Origin of the sequence: Halomonas sp. HAL1 (assembly GCF_030544485.1) — a bacterium.
Lineage (GTDB): Bacteria > Pseudomonadota > Gammaproteobacteria > Pseudomonadales > Halomonadaceae > Vreelandella > Vreelandella arctica.
Window position 1 is genome coordinate 3,133,736 of record NZ_CP130610.1, and the last position, 20,359, is coordinate 3,154,094.

The window sequence follows — 20,359 nt, forward strand, 5'->3', positions numbered from 1 at the left end:
TTATACATTGGCATAAAACCCTTATGGTATGTTTTATTAATTCTCAGCTTTGGAATGGTCATGCAAGCCACAGAAACACCTGATAACGAAACACAGCGTTTGGCGGCCTTGCATGCTTTACAGGTACTCGATACCCCTCTCGATACGGCTTTTGAGCGTATGACGCAATTGGCCCGTGACCTGTTTGATGTGCCTATTGCGCTGGTTTCATTAGTCGATCAAGAGCGCCAATGGTTTAAATCGCACCAGGGACTTGATACCTGTGAAACCAGCCGTGAAGTCTCTTTCTGCGCCCATGCCATTGCGCTTGATGCGCCACTGGTGATCGAAGACACGCTTCACGACGAGCGCTTTAGAGATAACCCCCTGGTCGGCGACCTGCCACATATCCGCTTTTACGCAGGTTACCCATTACGGCCAATCAATGGCATGCCGGTAGGCACACTGTGCATCATTGATCGCCAGCCTCGCGCCTTCAGCGAGCGCGACTTAATGTTACTCGGCAGTTTGGCCGGTCAGGTAGAAGAGCTACTGCACCAGCATAAGCTGCAGGTGGACCTCGCCCATACCGCACGCCGTTTTGAGGCGCTGTTCAACAAAAGCGCCACCGCCAAGATACGTATTGATCACGCGGGCCTGATTATTGGCATCAACCCCTTCGCACTGAACCTTCTCGGTTATGAAGAGAGCGAGCTACTCGGCAAAAATGTCTCTGTCCTTACGCCCCCAGGCATAAGCTCACAGCACGATTCGTTTATCGCCCGCTATATTGCCGGTCACGAGCCCAAAGTCATTGGGCGTGGCCGTGAAGTCGAGGCGTTACATAAAGAGGGGCGTTATATACCGGTTCATCTCGCGATTAATGCCATCCACGATGATCACGGAAACGTGGTCGAGTTTTTAGGCGTACTCACCGATTTAACCGATGTTTACAACGCCAACCGCAGGATGCACAAAGAGCAGAAGCTGCTCAAAATCCTCCACCAAGGCATTACGGATTATCAAGCGCTGATGTCGGGAAAACGCCTATGGACCTTCTTAATGGAAGCGCTTCGCGAGCTTACCGACAGTGACTACGCGCTGATTGGCGAAGTGATGACCACCACGACCACCAACGCGCTTAAAATCCATGCGATTACCGACCTTTCCTGGAGCGAAGAGTCTCGCCACCTGATGGAGCGGCTGCGTAGCGGTGATATGACCCTCACCAACCCCAAATCGCTGCTCGGCCGTGTGTTTGCGTTTGGCGAAGTGATTATGACCGATGACGTTTATAGCCACGTCAAACGCGGCGGCTTTCCCCCGGGCCATCCACCGCTGCATAATTACCTGGGTGTACCCATATTCAGCGGCGAGCGGCTAATCGGCATGTTTGCCATCGCCAATAGCAAACAGCCGCTCAATCAGGCACTGCTGGATTGGCTGCAGCCGTTTACCGATACCTGCGCTCTGCTGATCAACCTTTACAGCCAAATGGCTGAGCGTGAAGAGGTCACCAAAGATTTGGCTCACGCCAGAGATCAAGCGGAAATAGCCAATCAGGCTAAAAGCGAATTTCTCTCCTCAATGAGCCATGAATTGCGCACCCCGCTCAATGCCATCATTGGGTTTTCTCAGTTACTAGGCAAAGGGCGGCGCGACCCACTGACTGAAAAGCAGCAGCGCCAAGTAACACAAATTGAGAAAAGCGGGCTTCATTTGCTGAGTTTAATCAATGAGGTACTCGATCTCGCCAAAATAGAAGCAGGTCATCTGACGCTATCTATTGAGGCAATCGTAGTGGCCAACGTGATTGACGATGCTTGCAGTACGCTTGAAGCCAACATCGAAGCGGCGGGCATTACGTTAGTTCGCACACCCCACCCGCTCCACTGGCAAGCCAGCGCGGATTACACCCGCACCAAACAAGTGCTACTTAACCTGCTCTCCAACGCGATTAAATATAACCGTCACCATGGCACTATCGGCATTGCGGTAACGCAAGAGAACGATGAGCTATGTATTAGCGTTACCGATTCGGGAAAAGGCATTGCTGTCGAGCGCCAACATGAACTATTTGAACCGTTTAATCGCCTTGATGCCGAGCAGAGCACAACGGAAGGTACGGGTATCGGCTTAGCCATCACCCGCGAACTCATAGGGCGGATGCAAGGGCGCATCGGTGTGGAAAGCGCGCCAGGACAAGGATCCACCTTCTGGTTTACGTTACCTATCAACGACCAGAGCCTACCGCAAGAAAACGTGCTGCCTAGTGAAGTCGCAGAGACCACCAACGAGACTGAGCACATCTTTCAGCTGCTTTATATTGAGGACAATCCAACTAACCAACGGTTGATGGATGACATTATAGAAGACTATCCCAATATTGAGCTTCAGACGGTGTCCAGTGCAGAACTAGGGCTTGAAATCATGCGTCACTCGCCGCCTGATTTAGTGTTAATGGATATTCATTTACCCGGTATGAATGGCTATCAAGCGTTAGCGGAGATGCAGAAAACACCCGCACTCCAGCATATTAATGTGATTGCCCTATCGGCCAACGCTATGGATCGCGATCTTCGCTATGGTTTAGCCGCCGGGTTTGCTGATTACCTGACTAAACCCATCGATATCGAGAAGCTTAGCCGTACACTTCGCCAGTTTTTACCGACTGTGTTAAGGGAGGTGCCATGAGTCTTACCGAAAAACACATGCTTGTTATCGATGACAACACGGTTAATATCGAATTATTGCTCGACCTACTCGACGAGTATGGCTTCGAGAATGTTCACGGTATCAATGATCCACGGGAAGTGCTTAGCCACTGTCAGTTGCAGATGCCTGATCTGCTACTGCTGGATATCCGTATGCCCCATTTAGATGGCTACGCGGTTATCGAGCAATTGAGTGCCCACTTTAAAGAGCAGATGCCTCCGATCATTGTGCTCACCGCACAAATCGACGACGCCACCCGTCAACGTGCTCTCGCTTTGGGCGTTCGTGATTTTATCACCAAGCCCTTTAAGCAGGATGAAGTCCTGCAGCGTATACGCAATACGTTGAACATTGAGCACCGCTATCAAATACGCGACAAGCAGGCCGATACGTTAGAACTGACGGTCGCTAAACGCACCCAAGAGCTTGATCGCCAGTCGCGCACTGACTCTATTACCCAATTACCTAATCGCCGCGGATTAAGCCAGGCATTGCAAGCGGCGGCCCTTCAAGCCTCCGGCACAGGGCTATTGTTTATTGCGCTCGATAAATTAGATGATGTGGTGCGCCTGCACGGCTACCAGGTCGCCGACCAATTGCTGCGTCACATTAGCCAGCAGCTGCGACAACAGCTTAGCGCTGATTGCCTGCTCGGCTTATGGGGCGGCAGCGAACTCCTGGTTATCACACCAACGGCAGATTCAGCCAAGCTGACGCAACTGGCTGAACAGCTGTTGAGCTGCTTTGAGCAAGATCAGGCGTTGGATGAGCTGCTGCTTCCCCTTAGCGCACGTATCGGGATTAGCGGTGAAACGAGCCATTTTGAGACTGAGCGCCTGGTGCATATGGCTGCCTTAGCGTTGCCGACCGAAGGGGCGCTACGCGTCCAATGTTATACGCCAGCGATTGAGGCGAAGCAGCGCCATCAGCTACACATTCAGCAGGCGATACGCGGCGCCACCGAACGAGGTGAAATGTCGCTCGCTTTTCAGCCCAAACTATCGCTGGCCGATCACAAAATTATAGGCGCAGAAGCACTCCTACGCTGGCACCATCCAGAGTTCGGCGTTATCTCCCCTGGTGAGTTTATTCCACTGGCAGAAGCCAGCGGTGATATTCTTGCCATCGGTGACTGGGTGCTCAATGAGGCGATGCGCTACATCAACCTTTGGCGGGCGCAAGGGCTGCTCAATGACGACTTCCATATTGCCGTCAACGTGGCCGCCCGCCAGCTAACGCGTAAAGACTTTGCCCAACAGCTCTTGGCGCGGCTTGAAGAGCAGCAGATTCCCCAGCGCTTCTTTGCCCTGGAAGTAACAGAATCCGGGTTGATGAGCGATATGAACCACGCTCGCCAACAGCTTGCACAACTGGCCCAAATGAATATCGCAGTCGCTATTGATGATTTTGGTACAGGCCAGTCGTCACTGGCGTATATTAAAACGCTGCCTTTCTCGACACTCAAAATCGATCGCGCCTTTGTGATGGACCTGGAAACCAGCGCCATTGATCGACAACTGGCGCAAACGATAACCCAGCTTGCGCATAGTGTAGGCTGCGATGTGGTGGCAGAAGGCATCGAAAATTCCGCCCAAGCGGCGTATTTAAGCTCAATTGGCTGCGAGGCTGCACAAGGTTACTTTTACGCTCGCCCACTGCCTGCCGAGGCCTTTGTGGCCTGGTGCAGCGAATGGCAGCCGCTTCTTTCTACTTCTCCTAGGGAGGCCGTTAATGGCTCATGACTTACTTGACCGCTTACGCGAACGTTTAGAAGAACTCAATCGCTCGGAGCGTAAAGTCGCCAATGTAATTCTTGAGGACCCAACGGTCGCTACCAGCCTTAGCATTGCCAGCTTGGCTCAGGCGGCAAGCGTTAGTGAGCCTACAGTTAACCGTTTTTGTCGCAATTTTGGCGCCAAAGGCTACCCCGATTTCAAAATCAAGCTCGCTCAGAGTTTGGCCGGAGGCACGCCTTATGTGACCCGGGCCGTTGAGCCTGGCGACACCGCCACCCAGTACACCCAAAAAATTTTTGGCGCCACCATAGCCGCACTAGACGAAGCACAGCGTGAAATCGACATGGCCGCCATCGAGCGCATGGTCGACTACCTCACCCAGGCAAAACAGATCCATATTTTTGGGCTGGGCGCTTCTGGGGCAGTGGCCCAGGATGCCCAACACAAGTTCTTCCGCTTCAACCTGCCGGTGATGGCCTACATCGATGTGTTGATGCAGCGCATGGTCGCCGCCGCCTGCCATACTGGGGATGTGGTGGTGATTATTTCCTACACCGGCCGCACCCGGGAACTGGTGGATATTGCCCGCTTGGCGAGGGATGCCGGAGCGGTGGTGCTGGGCATTACCGCGCCCAATTCACCGTTAGCGCATGAGTGCACTGCCACGCTTGAAGTCGCAACGCCCGAAGACACCGACCACTACATGCCGATGACCTCGCGGGTAATCCAATTAACGCTGATTGATGCGCTGGCCACCGGGGTGACCCTGAGGCGTGGCGAAGACTTCTTACCCCACCTCAAGAAAATCAAAGACAGCCTACGCGACACCCGCTTTCCGGTGGAAAAGCCCGGTAAGTGAGTATTGAGTGTTTACTCACTGACGGCGGCAGTCACGGTAATTTCCACTTTCAGCTCATCGGCTGGCAGCGGTGCGCACACGCAGGTGCGCGCCGGGGCGTAGCCTTCCGGCACCCAGGCGTCCCATACCTCATTCATGGCAGCAACGTCGCTGCCATCTTTTAGGTAAACCGTCGCGCTAAGCAACTGTTCACGGCTTGAACCAATCTCTTTCAGTAACGCATCCACCCGTGCCAGCATGCTTTCCGTTTGCGCGGTAATATCGCCATTACGGGCCTCAGGACCAGCCACTTGACCACACAAATAGGCAACCCCTTGGTGAATCACCGCACGGCTCATGCGGGCTTTCGTATCGTGGCGCTGAATCGTCATAGTGCAAACTCCCAATAAGTAGAAAAAAAGCAGTCTAAACCGCTTAGCTTACCTTTGACCATGCCAAAGGCAGTAAGGCTATCAAAGCCGATCGGTAGGCACCGGGCGATGTTCAAAGACCCGCCGCAGCACAAAGCTGGTGTGCGCCCCCGTCACGCCTTCAATCCGGTTAATCACGTGCAGGAGCAGGTGCTGATAGTCGTCCATATCGCGGACCAGAATCTTGAGCTGAAAATCCGCCGCCTGACCGGTAATAATCAAACACTCAATGACGTTGGGTATCTCGCGAATATGGCGCTCAAAATTATCGAAGCGCTCCGGCGTGTGCTGATCCATGGAGATATGCAGCAGCGCCATCAGTTGATAACCCAGCTGGCGGGAATCTACCTCGGCACGGTAATGCAGGATTAAACCATGCTCTTCCAGTGCCCTCACCCGGCGCAAACACGGCGAAGGCGAAAGCCCAATGCGATCGGCCAACTCCTGATTACTGATGCGCCCCTCCTGCTGCACTATATCCAGGATATGACGATCAAAACGATCCAACACCAATGGCGACACGGACATAACCGGCAGCTCCTACCAAAATAGTTAACCAGAACGACATATTATGCCAATTATGTTCTTATCAGCCCTATCTTCGCAAGAACCTAGCGCGGCAAACCTTTTACACTAAGTAAGCTGCCAAAAGCAGTGAACAAATTAGCACGGTCGCCACAAGCAGCCGATTCAATCACTCAGCTACGATTAGGAAACCACCATGTCTGCTTTTGATCATCGCAAATATCGCCCTGCGCCCCGTGTGCCTGCCTTCAATCGCCAATGGCCGGATCGTGACCTTGATCACGCGCCGATCTGGGTGAGCGAAGACCTACGCGACGGTAACCAGGCGTTACTTGAGCCGATGACCGTTGAGCAGAAACAGCGCTTCTGGCATCAGATCATTAAAGTAGGCATTAAAGAGGTCATGGTGGGATTTCCTTCGGCCAGCCAGCCCGATTACGACTTCGTGCGCTGGCTGATCGAAGAGGAGCAAATTCCTGATGACGTCACGATTGCGGTGCTGGTGCAGTGTCGCGAACACCTGATCGAGAAGACCTTTGCCTCGCTGGTAGGCGCCAAGCGCGCCATTGTTCACCTGTATAACTCCACCTCAACGGTTCAGCGCGAGCGGGTCTTTGAGATGGACCGCGCCGGTATTGTGGATATCGCGGTACAGGGCGCCACTTGGGTCAAAACCTACGCCGATCAATACCCCGATATCGAGTGGTGTTTCGAGTACACCCCGGAAAGCTTTTCCAGCACCGAGATCGACTTCTCACTGGAGATCTGTGAAGCGGTAATGAACGTCTGGCAACCAACGCCGGACAACAAGTGCATTCTCAACCTGCCCACCACCGTGGAAGTGGCGGGTCCCCATCATCACGCCGATCAGATTGAATACTTCTGCCAGCACATCAGCCGCCGTGACTGTGTGATCATCTCGGTGCATACCCACAACGACCGCGGTGGCGCTGTCGCCTCCGCCGAGCTCGCCCTGCTGGCCGGTGCCGAGCGGGTAGAAGGCACCCTGCTGGGAAATGGCGAGCGTACCGGCAATATGGATATCGTCACCCTGGCGATGAACCTTTATAGCCAAGGCATTGATCCTGAACTGGACCTCTCCAATCCTGACGAAATCATTCAGGTGGTCAACGAGTGCACAGGGATTGCGATTCACCCACGCCACCCTTGGGTGGGCGAGATGGTCTACACCGCTTTCTCAGGCAGCCACCAGGATGCGATCCGTAAATCGCTCAAGCATCAGAAGCCCGACGCGCCGTGGCAAGTGGCCTACCTGCCCATCGACCCCCATGACATCGGCCGCGACTATCAGGCCGTCATTCGCGTCAACAGCCAGTCCGGTAAGGGCGGCATGGCCTTCCTGCTGGAACGCGATTACGGCATTAACCTGCCGCGTTGGATGATGCTGGCCTTGGCGCCTTACGTGCAGCAAGAGAGCGAAAAACGCGCCAGCGAACTCTCCAGCAAAATGATTCGCCAGGTGATGTTTGACCACTTCACCCAGGAAGCGCCGCTCTCGCTAGTCGACTACCGGCTTTCCAAAGGCCAGCAGGAAGGTATTGAGCTCACGCTGCAACAAGGTGACGACACGCTACGTCTTTCAGGCAAGGGTAATGGCGCGATGTCCGCATTTACCGATGCGTGGCAACGCCACTCCGGCAGTAGCGTCGGCATTATCGATTACAACGAGCACTCCCTCGGTGCCAGCAGCGAAGCCAATGCCATTGCCTTTGTACAGCTCAATATCGATGGTCAGCGGCTCTGCGCGGTAGCCGAGGATAGCGATACGGTAAGTGCATCGCTCAAGGCGATCATCGCGGGTATCAATTTCGCCGCTCAAACAGTGGCAAAGGAATCATATTCCAAGGAAGCAGAGCTGACGCTGTAACCGCCGCTGTCATCCAATCCTAAACTGGCGATGTAGCCTGACTTAAGCAGGGATTCATCTACATCGCCAGCAAGCGTGTCGAAGACAAATATTGCACACCCTGCTCTACTTTCGGCATTTCCCACGTGGATCGGCGCAAAATCAACACCGGCAGCTGCGCTTTACGCAGCATCGTGGTGGTAGTACTGCCCACCAGCAGGTGGCGAATGCGCGAGTGGCCGTAGGCACCCATCACCAGCATATCAATGCCGTTCTCTTGTTTATAAGTACGTAGCGTTTCTTCTACTTCGCCCGCGCGGATGGACCCTTCGGCGGAGTGATCGGCCCCGCGCAGCGTTTCCAGTGCCCAGGCTAGCTGTGAACGGTTTTCTGCCGTTTCTGCGCCCACAATCACGACGTGGCAAGTGGCGCCTTCAAACAGCGGGCTTTTAGCCAGCATTTCCACGCCTTTACGCGCGGTGTTGCTGCCATCGAACGCCATCATCACATTATGCGGCTGGGTAAACTGTTTCGGCACCATAAGAATCGGCCGGTGCATTTCCCGCACCACACGCTCAAGGTTGGAACCTAAATGCCAGCTGGCTTGGTGCGCCGTCTCGCCACACTTGCCGACTACCAGTAAACGCACTTCTTTTTCGTTCTCGACCAGGGTTTCCACCAGCGCACCGTTGCGCTGCAAGCACTTCGGCTCGGCAATACCGGCGCTTACCGCACGCTCTTTGGCCGCGTCTAGCAGCAGGCGGCCGCGCTCGCGGGAGACCTTTGCGTGCTGCTCTTCAATACCCGAGAGTTTTTCCAGCAGGTGCTCTCGGGTACCTAATCCCAGGTTACCGGTTAAATCGGGCTCGGTGACCTGAGCGTGATTATCTACGGTGTGGATAAAACTAAGCGGCGCATTCAACGCTTTAGCGGCCCAGACTGCATAATCACACACACCTTCTGAAAACTGAGAACTATCGATAGCGGCCAACACGCGATCTGACATGGGGTATTTCTCCTTGAGCGGGTGCATCAACATTGTTGTTATATTCTCGACCTTTTCTACACCAACTGATTGACGTGCGACACCCCAAAACAATCTTGCGTGCTTCGGACGCTATAAAACGCACATGCTAAACTTGGCGGCCTATTTATTTAGCGCCTAAGGGGGAAAGCATGGGTTATGGCTTAACAAACGTCCTATTAGTCGCACTCGGCGGCACGCTGGGTGGCATGGGGCGGTTTGCGGTTTCCAATTTACTGGCCCGCTATCTCGGTAAGGCCTTTCCCTGGGGAACCCTGGCGGTTAATGCCAGCGGCGCGTTTCTAGCGGGCTGGCTACTCGGCAGCCTAGATATCGCCAACGCCCCCTCACCTTTATGGCTGTTCACTGTCGCCGGTTTACTGGGTGGCTACACCACCGTTTCTTCTTTTAGCTTGCAGACCATAGAGCTATGGCAAGGCGGCCAGCAACTGCGCGCCAGCGTGAATGTAGGGGCCACGCTGCTGCTTGGCTTAGCCATGGTCAGCCTTGGCTGGTTCTTGTCTGGAGCGAGCTTATGAGTGCCTGGAAAGCGTACCTTGCGGTGGGTATCGGTAGCGGTGTGGGCAGCGCCCTGCGCTACGGCGTTTCGCTATTATCTCAGGCGGCATTAGGGGGTTATTTCCCGTGGGGAACACTCATCGTCAACGTGCTGGGTTCTTGTTTAATCGGCTGGTTGGCTGCCACCTTCTCGCGCTCATCCCACAGCGCACTCGCGCATTTGCAACCGTTACTGGTCGCCGGGTTTTGCGGCGGCTTTACCACCTTTTCGCTGTTTAGCTTAGAGACGTTGCATTTGGTGCAGGTGGGCAAACCAGTTATGGCGCTGGTTTATATTGTGGTCAGCCTGCCGCTTTGGCTGGGCGCCGCCGTTGTGGGTGAACGCATGGCGCTTTCTCGTTAGGCTTTGTACGAAAACTGCCTGCGCTCGTCTATACGGCGTTAAAAATCATCTCAAAATGCTCATTTACACCCTGTAAACTCCGCTTTTTCGTTGATTTTTGCCTTGTCTAGCCATCGCTCGCCGACTTTTCGTACAAACCCTAGCAAAACCGTCAGCCAAAGGACGATCCAGTATGCGCGATCAGATGGAACAGTATCAGTCTTGGCTCTACCTGCTATTCATTGGCTTGGGTTTAGCACTAGGCATCGGGGCGCCGGGATTTGCTCAGCGCCTAGCGCCGTTAGTATGGCCTCTATTAGGCATACTACTGTATGCCACCTTTACTCAAATCCCCTTACTGAACATTGCCCGCAGCTTCACTGACAAGCGCTTTATGGCGGCATTACTAACCGGCAACTTTATTGCCATTCCCGCCTTTTTAGCGCTTTTCGTTTTGTGGCTACCGCTTTCTCCCGCGGTGCTGGCAGGCGTTCTGCTGGTACTGCTAGTACCCTGCACCGATTGGTTTATCACCTTCACGCATTTAGGCAAAGGCGATGCCGCCCGTGCGATAGCTGCCACCCCGCTACTGCTGCTGGTGCAGATGGTTGCGCTACCGGTTTATCTTTGGCTGTTTTTAGGCAGTGAATGGTTTCAGTTAACGCTTTCTAAAGAGCTACTGAGTGCCTTTACCGGCCTTATTCTCATGCCGTTAGTGCTCGCTTGGCTGACTGAATACCTTGCCCAACGCCACCGCGGCATTAAACGCGGCGTTACCTGCCTAGGACTACTGCCCGTGCCGCTATTGGCGCTGGTGGTATTTATGATTGCCGCCTCGCAGGTTCACACTGTATTCGGGCTTAGTGAGGTATTGGCTCAGGTCGTCTTTATCTTTATCGGCTTTTTACTCTTCGCAGCCCTGCTGGGCAAAGGCCTAGGCAAGCTGTTTGCCTTGCCCACCGCTAGCGCCCGAACCCTGGCCTTTAGCTTTGGCACGCGCAACTCCTTTGTAATGCTACCTATCGCCCTGACGCTACCCAGCGCTTGGCAGGCAGCGGTAGTCGTGATTGTGTTTCAATCACTCATCGAGCTCTTTGGCATGGTGGCATTTTTACGCTGGGTGCCTAGTAAGCTATTGCCAGAGAAAATACATTAACTGATGCGGTGATAGCCTCCCAGCACCCCCTTCTTGCTCATCACCAACTGCCAGAGATGGATTTCCCGGGCGCGGAAAGCACCGGCGCAGCATAATAAGTAGTAGCGCCACATGCGATAAAACCCCTCGCCATACTGGGCTTTAAACGTCGGCCAGTGAGTCTCAAAATTTTGATGCCAAGCCATCAGCGTACGGTCGTAATCAGCCCCAAAGTTATGTACATCCTCTACCACGAAAAGCGCTTCAGCAGCCTCCGTGACTTGCCCCAAGGTGGGCAGCTCCCCATTGGGGAAAATGTACTTATCAATCCAGGGGTCGGTAACCGTGTTACTTAGATTTTTGCCAATGGTATGTAGCAAAAACAGCCCGTCATCTTTTAAGCATCGGTTTGCGACACTCATAAATTCACGATAGTTTTTATGCCCCACGTGCTCGAACATGCCGATGCTGACAATGCGGTCAAACTGCTCGTGCTCATTACGGTAATCCTGCAAGCGAAACTCAACCGGCAAGCCTTTTTTGATCAGCCGCTGCCCGAACTCGGCTTGCTCCTTAGAGATCGTAAGGCCCACGCATTCAACGCCGTAATGCTCGGCAGCGTAGGCCATAAAGCTGCCCCAACCACAGCCGATATCCAGCACGCGCATACCTGGTTTCAATTGAAGTTTTCGACAAACGAGATCAAGCTTGGCTTCCTGGGCTTCATCCAACGTTTCAGCATGTTTCCAGTAACCGCAGGTATACGTCATGCGTTGATCGAGCATGGCAGCATAGAAGTCATTACCCAGATCGTAATGCTTTTCGCCCACTTCCCATGCGCGCTTAACGGTTTGGCGATTTAGTAGGCGCGAACGTAATGAGTAATACACCAGCTGAGTAGGCTTGATACGCTGCCCAAGCTGGGCACGCATTAAGCGGTAAAACAGCTCGTCTAGTTGCTCAGCGTCCCAATCCCCTTTCATATAGCTTTCGCCAAGCCCGAGGTTACCTCGTGAAAGGGCGCTATCGATAACGCCGGGTGCTTTTAGCTGTATGTCCCAGGAGCGTTGGCCATCCAGTTGAATATCGGCTTGGGCCAGCAACTCGGCGACAAAACGATGGGAAGGAGAGGCTTCATCGAAGCCAAGAGGGACTGTTCTCTCTAAGATAGGCATATTCAAGGCAGGCTCCTCGCACTATTCCAGTGTATGAATAGATAACAACCTGACTATCAGCATAGAACCGCATTGCAACATTAGCATTGTTAAATAAGCTACCTTAACGCTAATTAAATACAAAAAAACCGGCCACTCAATTACGAGGGCCGGCGGCAGAGAAGAAGTCGCAATGCGAGCTAAAAGGTGATGCGCTGCTGCTTAGTGAGCCTTAGCGCAAAATCAGTACCGGTATGCGGCTACCACGTAGCATGGCCGTGGTTGTGCTACCTACCAGCAAGTGGCGAATGCGCGAGTGCCCATAGGCGCCCATCACCAGCAGGTCAATACTGTGCTCTTTTTCGTAGGCTTGCAGAGCTTCGTCGACCTCGCCAGCACGAATAGCGCCTTCGGTCTGGTGGCCAGCTTCACGCAACGTGCTTAACGCCCACTCAAGCTCGGAGCGGCGTTCAGCCGTTTCTGCACCCACGATCAGCACATGGCACTCGGTGCCTGCAAACAGCGGCGAACGGGCCAGCATCTCGACGCCTTTTCGGGCGGTTTTGCTGCCGTCAAAGGCCATCAATATCTTTTCAGGCCGATTGAAGGTTTTTGGCACCATCAGGATGGGGCGGTGCAATTCACGCACCACCCGCTCAAGGTTAGAGCCAAGGTGGCCACTGGCCTGATGGGCGGTTTCACCGCGCTTGCCCACCACCAGTAAACGTATGTCCTTCTCAAGCTCCAGCAGGCTTTCCACCAGGGTGCCATTGCGTTGGCGTGTGGCGGGGTCGCTGACCCCATCCTCAATTGCGCGCTCTTTGGCGGCTTCCAGCATCAACTTGCCCTGCTCGCGATTCACCTTCGCGCGCTGTTCATCAAGTTCGGAAAGCTCTTTCATCAGCCGTTCGCGGGCACCGAAGCGCAGGTTGCCGGAAAGGTTCTGCTCTTCGGGTACGTCCGAATGGTTGTCGACTACATGCACAAAGGTTAGCGGTGCATCCATGGCCGAGCTTGCCCAGGCAGCGTAATCGCAGACGCCTTCGGAAAACTGGGAGCCGTCAATAGCGGCTAATACCTGATCTGTCATGTTGCGCTCCTTGCGTTGGTTAGTGGCCGCCCATCAACTTTTCAACCGCTTCGGGGTCGTTATGAACCGCATAGCGATCCACTACCGTCGCGCTGGCTTCGCTCAAACCAACAAGCTCTACTTCAGTACCCTCACGGCGGAATTTAATCACGATCCGATCCAGCGCCTGTACGGCAGTCACATCCCAGAAGTGTGCTCGGGAAAGATCAATCGTCACTTTCTCGATACTTTCCTTGAGATCGAAAGCGGCCGTGAAACGCTCAGAAGAGGCGAAGAACACTTGGCCGACTACTTGATATTCACGCTCTTTGCCAGCTTCGATCTCTCGTGACCCGATGTAGAGAATGTTCCCCACTTTGTTAGCGAAGAACAGCGCGGCAAGCAGAACACCAACAAACACTCCGATCGCCAGATTGTGCGTACTGACCGTGACCGCCACGGTAGCCAACATGACGATATTGGTGCTTAGGGGGTGTTTTTTAAGGTCTCGGATCGATTCCCAGCTAAAGGTGCCGATTGATACCATGATCATTACCGCCACCAGCGCCGCCATGGGTATCTGCGACACCCAATCGGACAGGAAGACCACCATCATCAGCAACACCACACCTGCTATTAGTGTCGAAAGGCGAGTACGTCCACCGGATTTAATATTGATCACCGACTGACCAATCATGGCGCAGCCCGCCATGCCACCCAGTAGGCCAGAGCCAATATTGGCAAGCCCCTGCCCCTTACATTCGCGATTTTTATTACTCGGCGTATCGGTCAGGTCATCGACAATGGTGGCGGTCATCATCGACTCAAGCAGGCCCACCACAGTCAGCATCAACGCGTAAGGTAAAATGATCCATAGCGTTTCCAGGTTCAGCGGCACACTGGGCCACAGAAAAACAGGCAGCGTATCGGGCAGTTCTCCCATATCACCGACGCTGCGGATATCCATCCCGCTGATCATATAGACCGCGGTAAGCACCACAATGCAGACCAGCGGTGAAGGAATCGATTTACCGATGATCGGTAAATAGGGGAACAGATAGATAATGCCCAAGCCCGCCAACGTCATGGCATATACATGCCAGGTCACATCGGTCAATTCCGGTAGTTGCGCCATGAAAATCAAAATCGCCAGCGCATTAACAAACCCGGTAACCACTGAGCGCGACACGAAGCGCATCAAATCCGCGAGTTTCAGGTAACCGGCTATAATCTGCAGTACACCGGTAAGCAGCGTTGCCGCCAGTAGATATTCAAGCCCATGTTCGCGCACCAGCGTCACCATCAGTAACGCCATAGCGCCAGTTGCCGCTGAAATCATGCCGGGGCGACCACCGGTGAAGGCAATAATTACTGCGATACAGAATGAGGCATAAAGACCAACTTTGGGGTCAACGCCTGCGATGATTGAAAAGGCAATCGCCTCGGGAATCAGCGCGAGGGCGACCACGATTCCCGAGAGCGTGTCGCCTTTAATATTGGAAAACCACTCTTGCTTACTATAGAGAGACATTCAGGGAGTCCATGGCTGGAGGTTAAAATAGTACAAACCCTCGACGCGACACAGTGGCGCACGCAAGACGCGCGGTATCAGACTAATGAGCCAGTGCTGGAGCAATCTAAGGTTCGGCCCGCCAATCGGCGGAAGAATGGCAATAGCATGCCGTAACGCCATGACAACGCAATTAACGTGTCTAGACGTATCGCTTGGGGAGGGGGAAACCTAGGGCGGAGTCATCAGCCCTGAAGTGGGTAGTACTTGTGTTGAATTTGAGAGGGTCATTACTGTTATGCCTTGCTGTCAGAAGAACGCCTGTCAGAAGAACGCAATGTTAAATCGCGTTGTAATAAGCCGCCGCATTCTAGCAGCAATTATTGCTGACTGCACCCGTCCTACACCCTTTGCAGGGTGCCCTCTAGGTTCAATTTGGCGTACCATTGCACCGCTAAAAGAGACATTTAATCCCAACTTTTCACGTTGAAGCGGCACGCCATTCCTTGCCCCATAAGCATGCCGAATAAGCCTGCCGATTAAAGAGGAGCAGCACATGAGCCAATCTATTGCAGTCATCAAAGGCGACGGTATCGGCCCCGAAATTATGCAGGCCACGCTACGAGTACTCGACGCGTTAGATTGCGGCTTGACCTACCAACATATTGACGCCGGCCTGGGCGCACTTGAAAAGCACGGCACGCTGATTCCCCAGGAATCGCTGGATGCCATCGAAAAATACGGCATTGCCCTTAAAGGCCCGCTGACTACGCCGATTGGCAAGGGCTTCTCCTCAATCAACGTACAGCTGCGCCGTCACTTTGATCTTTACGCCAACGTGCGTCCTGCGATTAGCTTCCCCGGCACTAAATCGCGTTACGACGACATCGACATGATCACCGTGCGCGAAAACACCGAAGGCGCCTACCTTTCCGACGGTCAGGAAATGATCGACGACGGCAATACCGGCATTTCGGTGATTAAAGTCACCCGCAAGGGCTCTGAACGTATTGTGCGCTACGCCTTTGAGCTGGCCAAAAACAACGGCCGCAAAAAAGTCACCGCGGTACATAAAGCCAACATCATCAAAACCAGCTCTGGGCTGTTCTTGGACGTGGCGCGTGAGATCGCCAAAGAGTACCCCGAGATCGAATTCCAGGAGATGATCGTCGATAACGCCTGCATGCAGCTGGTGATGAACCCGCATCAGTTCGATGTGGTGGTCACTACCAACCTGTTTGGCGATATTCTCTCTGACCTATGTGCTGGCTTGGTCGGTGGTCTGGGCCTGGCGCCTGGGGCGAACATCGGCGAAAAAGCGGCAATCTTTGAGGCCGTGCACGGCTCCGCGCCGGATATCGAAGGCAAAAACATTGCTAACCCCTGTGCCCTACTGCTGGCTGCCGCGCAAATGCTCGATCACCTGGGCATGAACGAGAAAGGCGACGCTATCCGCCAGGGTATTCGTACCGTGCTGGAAACCCGCCGCGATATGGTGACCCCCGACATGGGCGGAACCGGCAGCACCGATTCCTTTGCCCAGGCGTTGGTCGAGTACGTACAGGGCTAGTTCATAACTAACCAGGTGGTTTGTCTTAAACGTCGTTAAAGCGGTAACGTAATAAATGCAACGCATTGAGGGTGACCAGCACGGTCGCCCCGGTGTCCGCCATTACCGCGACCCACATCCCCGTAATTCCCAGCGCGGTAGAGACCAGAAACAGCGCTTTAAAGCCAAGCGCCAAGGCCACATTGGTTTTAACATTACGCATGGTCGCCCGGGAGAGCGCAATCATTTCGGCAATGCCCGCTACGCGGTTTTTAAGCAAAGCGGCGTCGGCGGTTTCTAGCGCCACATCGGTGCCGCTGCCCATCGCAATACCTACTTCCGCTGCCGCGAGCGCCGGTGCGTCGTTAATACCATCGCCCACTTTACCTATCGGCCCAAGACCTTGTGCCTGCCACTGGCGCACACGCTGGGCTTTGTCTTCGGGCATCAGCTCGCCTTCGGCTTCAATGCCCAACTGCTCACCAATGGCGGCCACGGTGCGGGCGTTATCTCCACTAAGCATCAGGGCCTGTACGCCTAGGCGCTCAAGCGCTTGGAGTCCTTCGCGAGCATCTTCACGGGGCTCATCACGCAAGGCAATCAGCCCTAACGGGCGCTCATTTTCTACCTCTATTTCTATCAAGACGGCCACGCTTTTACCCTGCGCTTCCAGCGCGGCAATGCGCTTATCGCCGTCACTGGTGGGCCAGTTGAAACGTTGCAAGTAGCGCGGACTTACCAGCATTAACTCACGCCCATCCACCCGCCCAGCAACGCCATGCCCTGCTAGCGCATGGGCACCTTGCACAGTAGGCAGCGGAGCATCCTGCTGCCGGTGAAAATACTCACTAATCGCCACGGCGAGGGGGTGGCTCGAGCCCTGCTCCAGCGCAGCGGCGAGACGCACTATTTCATCCCGCCTGTTTTTATCAACACTGCCGTCAGTTTCAAAGCTCTCAACATCTGTCACCGTGGGCATGCCCGCGGTTAGCGTGCCGGTTTTATCCAGCGCGACCCGTTTAAGCTTGCCTAACTGCTCTAATACCGCGCCGCCTTTCATTAACAGGCCGTGACGAGCGCCCACCGACAAGCCTGCTGCAATGGCCGCGGGGGTCGAGATCACTAGCGCACAGGGACAAGCGATCAACAGCAGCGCCAGGGCGCGGTAGATGGATTCCGACCACAGCATTGGCGACACCAGCGGCGGTATAATAGCGACCAGCAGCGCTACTGCCACCACCGCAGGCATATAGTAAAAAGCAAAGCGGTCGATAAAACGCGCCACCGGTGCTTTCGCCGCCTGGGCCTCCTCCACCAGCTTGATCACTCGGGCAATTGTATTGTTTTCAGCGCTTTTGGTTACCTCGACCTCCAGCACGCCGTCCAGGTTGACGGTGCCCGCAAACACTCCCTCGCTTTCACCACGCTCACTCGGCACCGATTCACCATTGACTGGTGATTCATCAATTGAGGAGCGTCCCGCCATAATAAGTCCATCGCAGGGTAGCCGGTCACCAGGGCGTACCTGCACCCGCTGGCCGGGCTGAAGTAAAGCGGCAGCGACGTCACGAATGCTGCCTTGCTCCATTAATCGCGCGGTAGAGGGCGTCAGCTTAGAAAGCGCGGAAATACTGCGGCGCGCCTGGGCGGCGGCAACCCCTTCCAGCATTTCCCCCACCGCAAACAAAAACACCACGACCGCGGCTTCGGCGGCGGCGTTAATCGCCAGCGCCCCAATGGCGGCAATGCTCATCAGCATCTCAATGGTGAATGGATTCCCCATCTTCAGCGCCTGCCCAGCACGCTGAACAATCGGCACAAGGCCAACCACCGTTGCGACGACAAACGGCCAAGTGCCCAGGCTAGGCCAGGCAAATTTAAGCGCCCAAGCAAGCGCCAGCAATACCCCACTCACAAGCACTAAACGCCCTTTAGGCGTTTTCCACCAAGGCGTATGAGTGGTCGCTTCAACCGTGTCCGCCGACTCATCAATTACCTGGTAACCCAATGCAGTGATGGTCGACTCTATCTCGGAATGGGGCAGCGTTTTCCCAGGCAGCGCGGTCAATCGCACCGAGCCGGTAACAGAACTCGCGGAGACTTCTTCGACATGGTTTAAACGCGTTAGCGCCGCTTCGACTTTACGCTCGCAGCCGCCACAATCCATGCCCTGTACTCGCAGAGTGGTGGGCGTGGCCGTCGCTTGTGGGGTCTTATCTTGCGTGGTTTTAGTAGGGGTCGTGTGACTCATCGCATGGAACTCCCAGTTCGACTATCTTAAGAGCAGCGTAATACCTGTAGCGACTAGAGGTTCAAGTAATGAAAGAACATTCTCCAACGCTCTCCACCACTGAGCGTTATATTGGCATTGGTGAACTGGCACGTGAGTCCGGCTGCAAACCGGAAACGGTGCGCTATTACGAGCGCATTGGTCTACTGCCTTCAGCACCGCGCAACGAAGGCAACCAGCGCCGCTATACGGCGTCGGCTGTCCGTCGATTAACGTTTATTCGTCATGCGCGGGATTTTGGCTTTTCGGTTGAGGCCGTACGGGAGCTTTTACAAATGGCGGATTATCCCGCCATGCCTTGCGAAGAGGTCGATACCTTGGCTAAACATCACCTAGCCGAAGTAGAAGCACGGCTTGCGCGGCTAACCGCGGTGCGCGATGAGCTACAGCGCATGATCAATCAGTGCGCGGGAGGCAATATTGGCCAGTGCCATATTATTGACGTGCTGAGCGACCATCGCCTGTGTGAGCACTCTGGCCCCCACGGTGGCGCGGATGTCATCGGTTAACGTGAAGTTAGCCCAGCCACACATCCAGAAACAGCATAATCACCAGCCCCATCGCTAAACCAAAGGTGGCTTTCTTCTGATGGCCGGATCGGTGGGTTTCAGGAATGATTTCATGGCTGATCACATACAGCATGGCGCCAGCGGCAAAGGCTAAGCCCCATGGCAGCAGTATTTGCGAAACGCTGACAATACTGGCGCCAAACAGCCCACCAATGGGTTCGATCAAGCCGGTTAGCGCAGCAATCGACCAGGAGCGCCACTTCGAGTAGCCCTCGCCCATCAACGCAACCGCGACGGCTAGCCCTTCCGGCATGTTCTGCAGGCCAATGCCGATCGCCAGCGGCATGCCGCCTTCTAGCCCATTGGCGCCAAAACCGACGCCCACCGCCATGCCTTCTGGCAGGTTGTGAATGGTAATGGCAAATACAAACAACCATACCCGGCGCAGTGATGCAGCCGCTGGCCCTTCGCGCCCCTGGGCAAAATGCTCATGGGGAAGATGCTCGTTAAGCAGCGCAATCGCGCCCATGCCTAACAAAATAGCGGTACACACAATCGCAGCGGGCACTGGTCCGCCGGAATAATAGATTTCAGCAGCATCCAGCGCGGGAATAATCAGCGAAAAGAACGACGCCGCCAGCATCACCCCAGCGGCAAAACCCAGCGCCAAATCGCGAAAGCCACGGCTGGGCGCTTTGCCTAGCAGCACTGGTAATGCGCCTACAGCCGTTAGCAGCCCGGCCGTTAAGCTGCCCAAAAACCCTAATAACAACGTATTTTCCATGAACAACATAAACCCGGTTAGCAATTAGCAAGACATAAAACAGAACGACACGTTGTTGTCTAGGTTTTGTACGAAAAGTCGCTGGAGAAAGGCCCGACTAGGCCAAAATCGGCGATCGTCACCTCGCCCGCCTCACTCTGCATTGCGCATCGCCAACGAGTCAATTAACACCTAGGCCTGGCGGTCTCAATAACCAAGCCCCCTTCTATTCCGCTGCATGTAAAATTTCACTTACAATGTGTTAATAACATTGTGTGCTATATCGCTACAAAAAAGTGATTTTACACGGAATGTCTATTATGATCTGCATAACTATACAAGCCCTATACGATCGAGACATTTT

At 54.4% G+C, this 20,359-nt stretch carries 17 protein-coding genes; 9 read left to right on the forward strand and 8 right to left on the reverse strand.

Annotated features, from left to right (window positions below):
• The first annotated feature begins 60 nt into the window (after positions 1 to 60).
• The 3 genes from Q3Y66_RS14740 to Q3Y66_RS14750 are packed head-to-tail and all read left to right on the forward strand — an operon-like array spanning position 61 to position 5,289.
• Positions 61 to 2,673 (forward strand): ATP-binding protein, encoded by a 2,613-nt coding sequence (locus Q3Y66_RS14740; RefSeq protein ID WP_008956317.1) that lies wholly within the window; start codon positions 61 to 63, stop codon positions 2,671 to 2,673.
• Positions 2,670 to 4,436, forward strand: coding sequence for an EAL domain-containing protein (locus Q3Y66_RS14745; RefSeq protein WP_008956316.1), 1,767 nt, complete (start codon positions 2,670 to 2,672; stop codon positions 4,434 to 4,436). The genes Q3Y66_RS14740 and Q3Y66_RS14745 overlap by 4 nt, the downstream gene beginning before the upstream one ends.
• On the forward strand, positions 4,426 to 5,289 hold the full coding sequence (locus Q3Y66_RS14750) for a MurR/RpiR family transcriptional regulator (RefSeq protein ID WP_008956315.1): 864 nt from the start codon (positions 4,426 to 4,428) through the stop codon (positions 5,287 to 5,289). Before Q3Y66_RS14745 ends, Q3Y66_RS14750 begins: the two co-directional genes overlap by 11 nt.
• Positions 5,290 to 5,300: 11 nt before the next feature.
• Here Q3Y66_RS14750 and Q3Y66_RS14755 read toward each other — a convergent pair whose 3' ends face one another.
• Both Q3Y66_RS14755 and Q3Y66_RS14760 read right to left on the reverse strand, forming a co-directional pair.
• The gene (locus tag Q3Y66_RS14755; protein ID WP_008956314.1) at positions 5,301 to 5,660 is read right to left on the reverse strand and encodes a RidA family protein; all 360 of its coding nucleotides are present in this window, start codon (positions 5,658 to 5,660) and stop codon (positions 5,301 to 5,303) included.
• A gap of 81 nt (positions 5,661 to 5,741) precedes the next feature.
• The gene (locus Q3Y66_RS14760) at positions 5,742 to 6,227 is read right to left on the reverse strand and encodes an Lrp/AsnC family transcriptional regulator (RefSeq protein ID WP_008956313.1); all 486 of its coding nucleotides are present in this window, start codon (positions 6,225 to 6,227) and stop codon (positions 5,742 to 5,744) included.
• A 193-nt stretch (positions 6,228 to 6,420) separates the two neighbouring features.
• Between Q3Y66_RS14760 and Q3Y66_RS14765 the strand changes: the two genes are divergently transcribed.
• Positions 6,421 to 8,112, forward strand: coding sequence for a 2-isopropylmalate synthase (locus tag Q3Y66_RS14765; RefSeq protein WP_008956312.1), 1,692 nt, complete (start codon positions 6,421 to 6,423; stop codon positions 8,110 to 8,112).
• A 58-nt stretch (positions 8,113 to 8,170) separates the two neighbouring features.
• On the opposite strand, the gene Q3Y66_RS14770 is transcribed toward Q3Y66_RS14765, so the two are convergent.
• Positions 8,171 to 9,097, reverse strand: coding sequence for a universal stress protein (locus Q3Y66_RS14770; protein WP_008956311.1), 927 nt, complete (start codon positions 9,095 to 9,097; stop codon positions 8,171 to 8,173).
• Between the two features lie 170 nt (positions 9,098 to 9,267).
• Between Q3Y66_RS14770 and crcB (Q3Y66_RS14775) the strand changes: the two genes are divergently transcribed.
• The 3 genes from crcB (Q3Y66_RS14775) (at position 9,268) to Q3Y66_RS14785 (ending at position 11,172) form a co-directional block, all read left to right on the forward strand.
• Entirely contained in the window at positions 9,268 to 9,654 is a 387-nt protein-coding gene (crcB, locus tag Q3Y66_RS14775; RefSeq protein ID WP_008956310.1) for a fluoride efflux transporter CrcB, read from the forward strand.
• Positions 9,651 to 10,037, forward strand: a complete 387-nt coding sequence (gene crcB / locus Q3Y66_RS14780) for a fluoride efflux transporter CrcB (protein ID WP_008956309.1) — start codon at positions 9,651 to 9,653, stop codon at positions 10,035 to 10,037. Before crcB (Q3Y66_RS14775) ends, crcB (Q3Y66_RS14780) begins: the two co-directional genes overlap by 4 nt.
• Positions 10,038 to 10,209: 172 nt before the next feature.
• Positions 10,210 to 11,172 carry an arsenic resistance protein gene (locus Q3Y66_RS14785; RefSeq protein ID WP_008956308.1) on the forward strand — a complete coding sequence of 321 codons (963 nt, stop codon included), beginning with the start codon at positions 10,210 to 10,212 and terminating at the stop codon, positions 11,170 to 11,172.
• Here Q3Y66_RS14785 and cfa read toward each other — a convergent pair.
• From cfa to Q3Y66_RS14800, 3 genes are all read right to left on the reverse strand, one after another.
• Positions 11,169 to 12,332 (reverse strand): cyclopropane fatty acyl phospholipid synthase, encoded by a 1,164-nt coding sequence (gene cfa / locus Q3Y66_RS14790; protein WP_035586125.1) that lies wholly within the window; start codon positions 12,330 to 12,332, stop codon positions 11,169 to 11,171. The two genes, Q3Y66_RS14785 and cfa, sit on opposite strands and share 4 nt — an antisense overlap.
• Before the next feature lie 205 nt (positions 12,333 to 12,537).
• Entirely contained in the window at positions 12,538 to 13,395 is an 858-nt protein-coding gene (locus Q3Y66_RS14795; protein ID WP_008956306.1) for a universal stress protein, read from the reverse strand.
• A 19-nt stretch (positions 13,396 to 13,414) separates the two neighbouring features.
• Complete coding sequence (locus Q3Y66_RS14800) at positions 13,415 to 14,905, reverse strand: SulP family inorganic anion transporter (RefSeq protein WP_008956305.1); 1,491 nt, start codon at positions 14,903 to 14,905, stop codon at positions 13,415 to 13,417.
• Between the two features lie 535 nt (positions 14,906 to 15,440).
• On the opposite strand from Q3Y66_RS14800, the gene Q3Y66_RS14805 reads away from it, so the two are divergent.
• Positions 15,441 to 16,454, forward strand: a complete 1,014-nt coding sequence (locus Q3Y66_RS14805; protein WP_008956304.1) for an isocitrate dehydrogenase — start codon at positions 15,441 to 15,443, stop codon at positions 16,452 to 16,454.
• A gap of 25 nt (positions 16,455 to 16,479) precedes the next feature.
• Here Q3Y66_RS14805 and Q3Y66_RS14810 read toward each other — a convergent pair whose 3' ends face one another.
• Complete coding sequence (locus Q3Y66_RS14810; protein ID WP_008956303.1) at positions 16,480 to 18,684, reverse strand: heavy metal translocating P-type ATPase; 2,205 nt, start codon at positions 18,682 to 18,684, stop codon at positions 16,480 to 16,482.
• Positions 18,685 to 18,752: 68 nt separating this feature from the next.
• Between Q3Y66_RS14810 and Q3Y66_RS14815 the strand changes: the two genes are divergently transcribed.
• The gene (locus Q3Y66_RS14815) at positions 18,753 to 19,232 is read left to right on the forward strand and encodes a helix-turn-helix domain-containing protein (protein WP_008956302.1); all 480 of its coding nucleotides are present in this window, start codon (positions 18,753 to 18,755) and stop codon (positions 19,230 to 19,232) included.
• A 7-nt stretch (positions 19,233 to 19,239) separates the two neighbouring features.
• Here the strand turns inward: Q3Y66_RS14815 and Q3Y66_RS14820 are convergent, their stop codons facing one another.
• The gene (locus Q3Y66_RS14820; RefSeq protein ID WP_008956301.1) at positions 19,240 to 20,016 is read right to left on the reverse strand and encodes a ZIP family metal transporter; all 777 of its coding nucleotides are present in this window, start codon (positions 20,014 to 20,016) and stop codon (positions 19,240 to 19,242) included.
• Positions 20,017 to 20,359: the final 343 nt, after the last annotated feature.

Bases quoted from the DNA above. Each gene is read 5' to 3' on its own strand.
- crcB (WP_008956309.1), top strand. From the start codon at position 9,651: ATGAGTGCCTGGAAAGCGTACCTTGCGGTGGGTATCGGTAGCGGTGTG.
- Q3Y66_RS14820 (WP_008956301.1), bottom strand. From the start codon at position 20,016: ATGGAAAATACGTTGTTATTAGGGTTTTTGGGCAGCTTAACGGCCGGG.
- crcB (WP_008956310.1), top strand. From the start codon at position 9,268: ATGGGTTATGGCTTAACAAACGTCCTATTAGTCGCACTCGGCGGCACG.
- Q3Y66_RS14810 (WP_008956303.1), bottom strand. From the start codon at position 18,684: ATGAGTCACACGACCCCTACTAAAACCACGCAAGATAAGACCCCACAA.
- Q3Y66_RS14740 (WP_008956317.1), top strand. From the start codon at position 61: ATGCAAGCCACAGAAACACCTGATAACGAAACACAGCGTTTGGCGGCC.
- Q3Y66_RS14745 (WP_008956316.1), top strand. From the start codon at position 2,670: ATGAGTCTTACCGAAAAACACATGCTTGTTATCGATGACAACACGGTT.
- Q3Y66_RS14800 (WP_008956305.1), bottom strand. From the start codon at position 14,905: ATGTCTCTCTATAGTAAGCAAGAGTGGTTTTCCAATATTAAAGGCGAC.
- Q3Y66_RS14760 (WP_008956313.1), bottom strand. From the start codon at position 6,227: ATGTCCGTGTCGCCATTGGTGTTGGATCGTTTTGATCGTCATATCCTG.
- Q3Y66_RS14765 (WP_008956312.1), top strand. From the start codon at position 6,421: ATGTCTGCTTTTGATCATCGCAAATATCGCCCTGCGCCCCGTGTGCCT.
- Q3Y66_RS14755 (WP_008956314.1), bottom strand. From the start codon at position 5,660: ATGACGATTCAGCGCCACGATACGAAAGCCCGCATGAGCCGTGCGGTG.
- Q3Y66_RS14815 (WP_008956302.1), top strand. From the start codon at position 18,753: ATGAAAGAACATTCTCCAACGCTCTCCACCACTGAGCGTTATATTGGC.
- Q3Y66_RS14785 (WP_008956308.1), top strand. From the start codon at position 10,210: ATGCGCGATCAGATGGAACAGTATCAGTCTTGGCTCTACCTGCTATTC.
- Q3Y66_RS14750 (WP_008956315.1), top strand. From the start codon at position 4,426: ATGGCTCATGACTTACTTGACCGCTTACGCGAACGTTTAGAAGAACTC.
- Q3Y66_RS14795 (WP_008956306.1), bottom strand. From the start codon at position 13,395: ATGACAGATCAGGTATTAGCCGCTATTGACGGCTCCCAGTTTTCCGAA.
- Q3Y66_RS14805 (WP_008956304.1), top strand. From the start codon at position 15,441: ATGAGCCAATCTATTGCAGTCATCAAAGGCGACGGTATCGGCCCCGAA.
- Q3Y66_RS14770 (WP_008956311.1), bottom strand. From the start codon at position 9,097: ATGTCAGATCGCGTGTTGGCCGCTATCGATAGTTCTCAGTTTTCAGAA.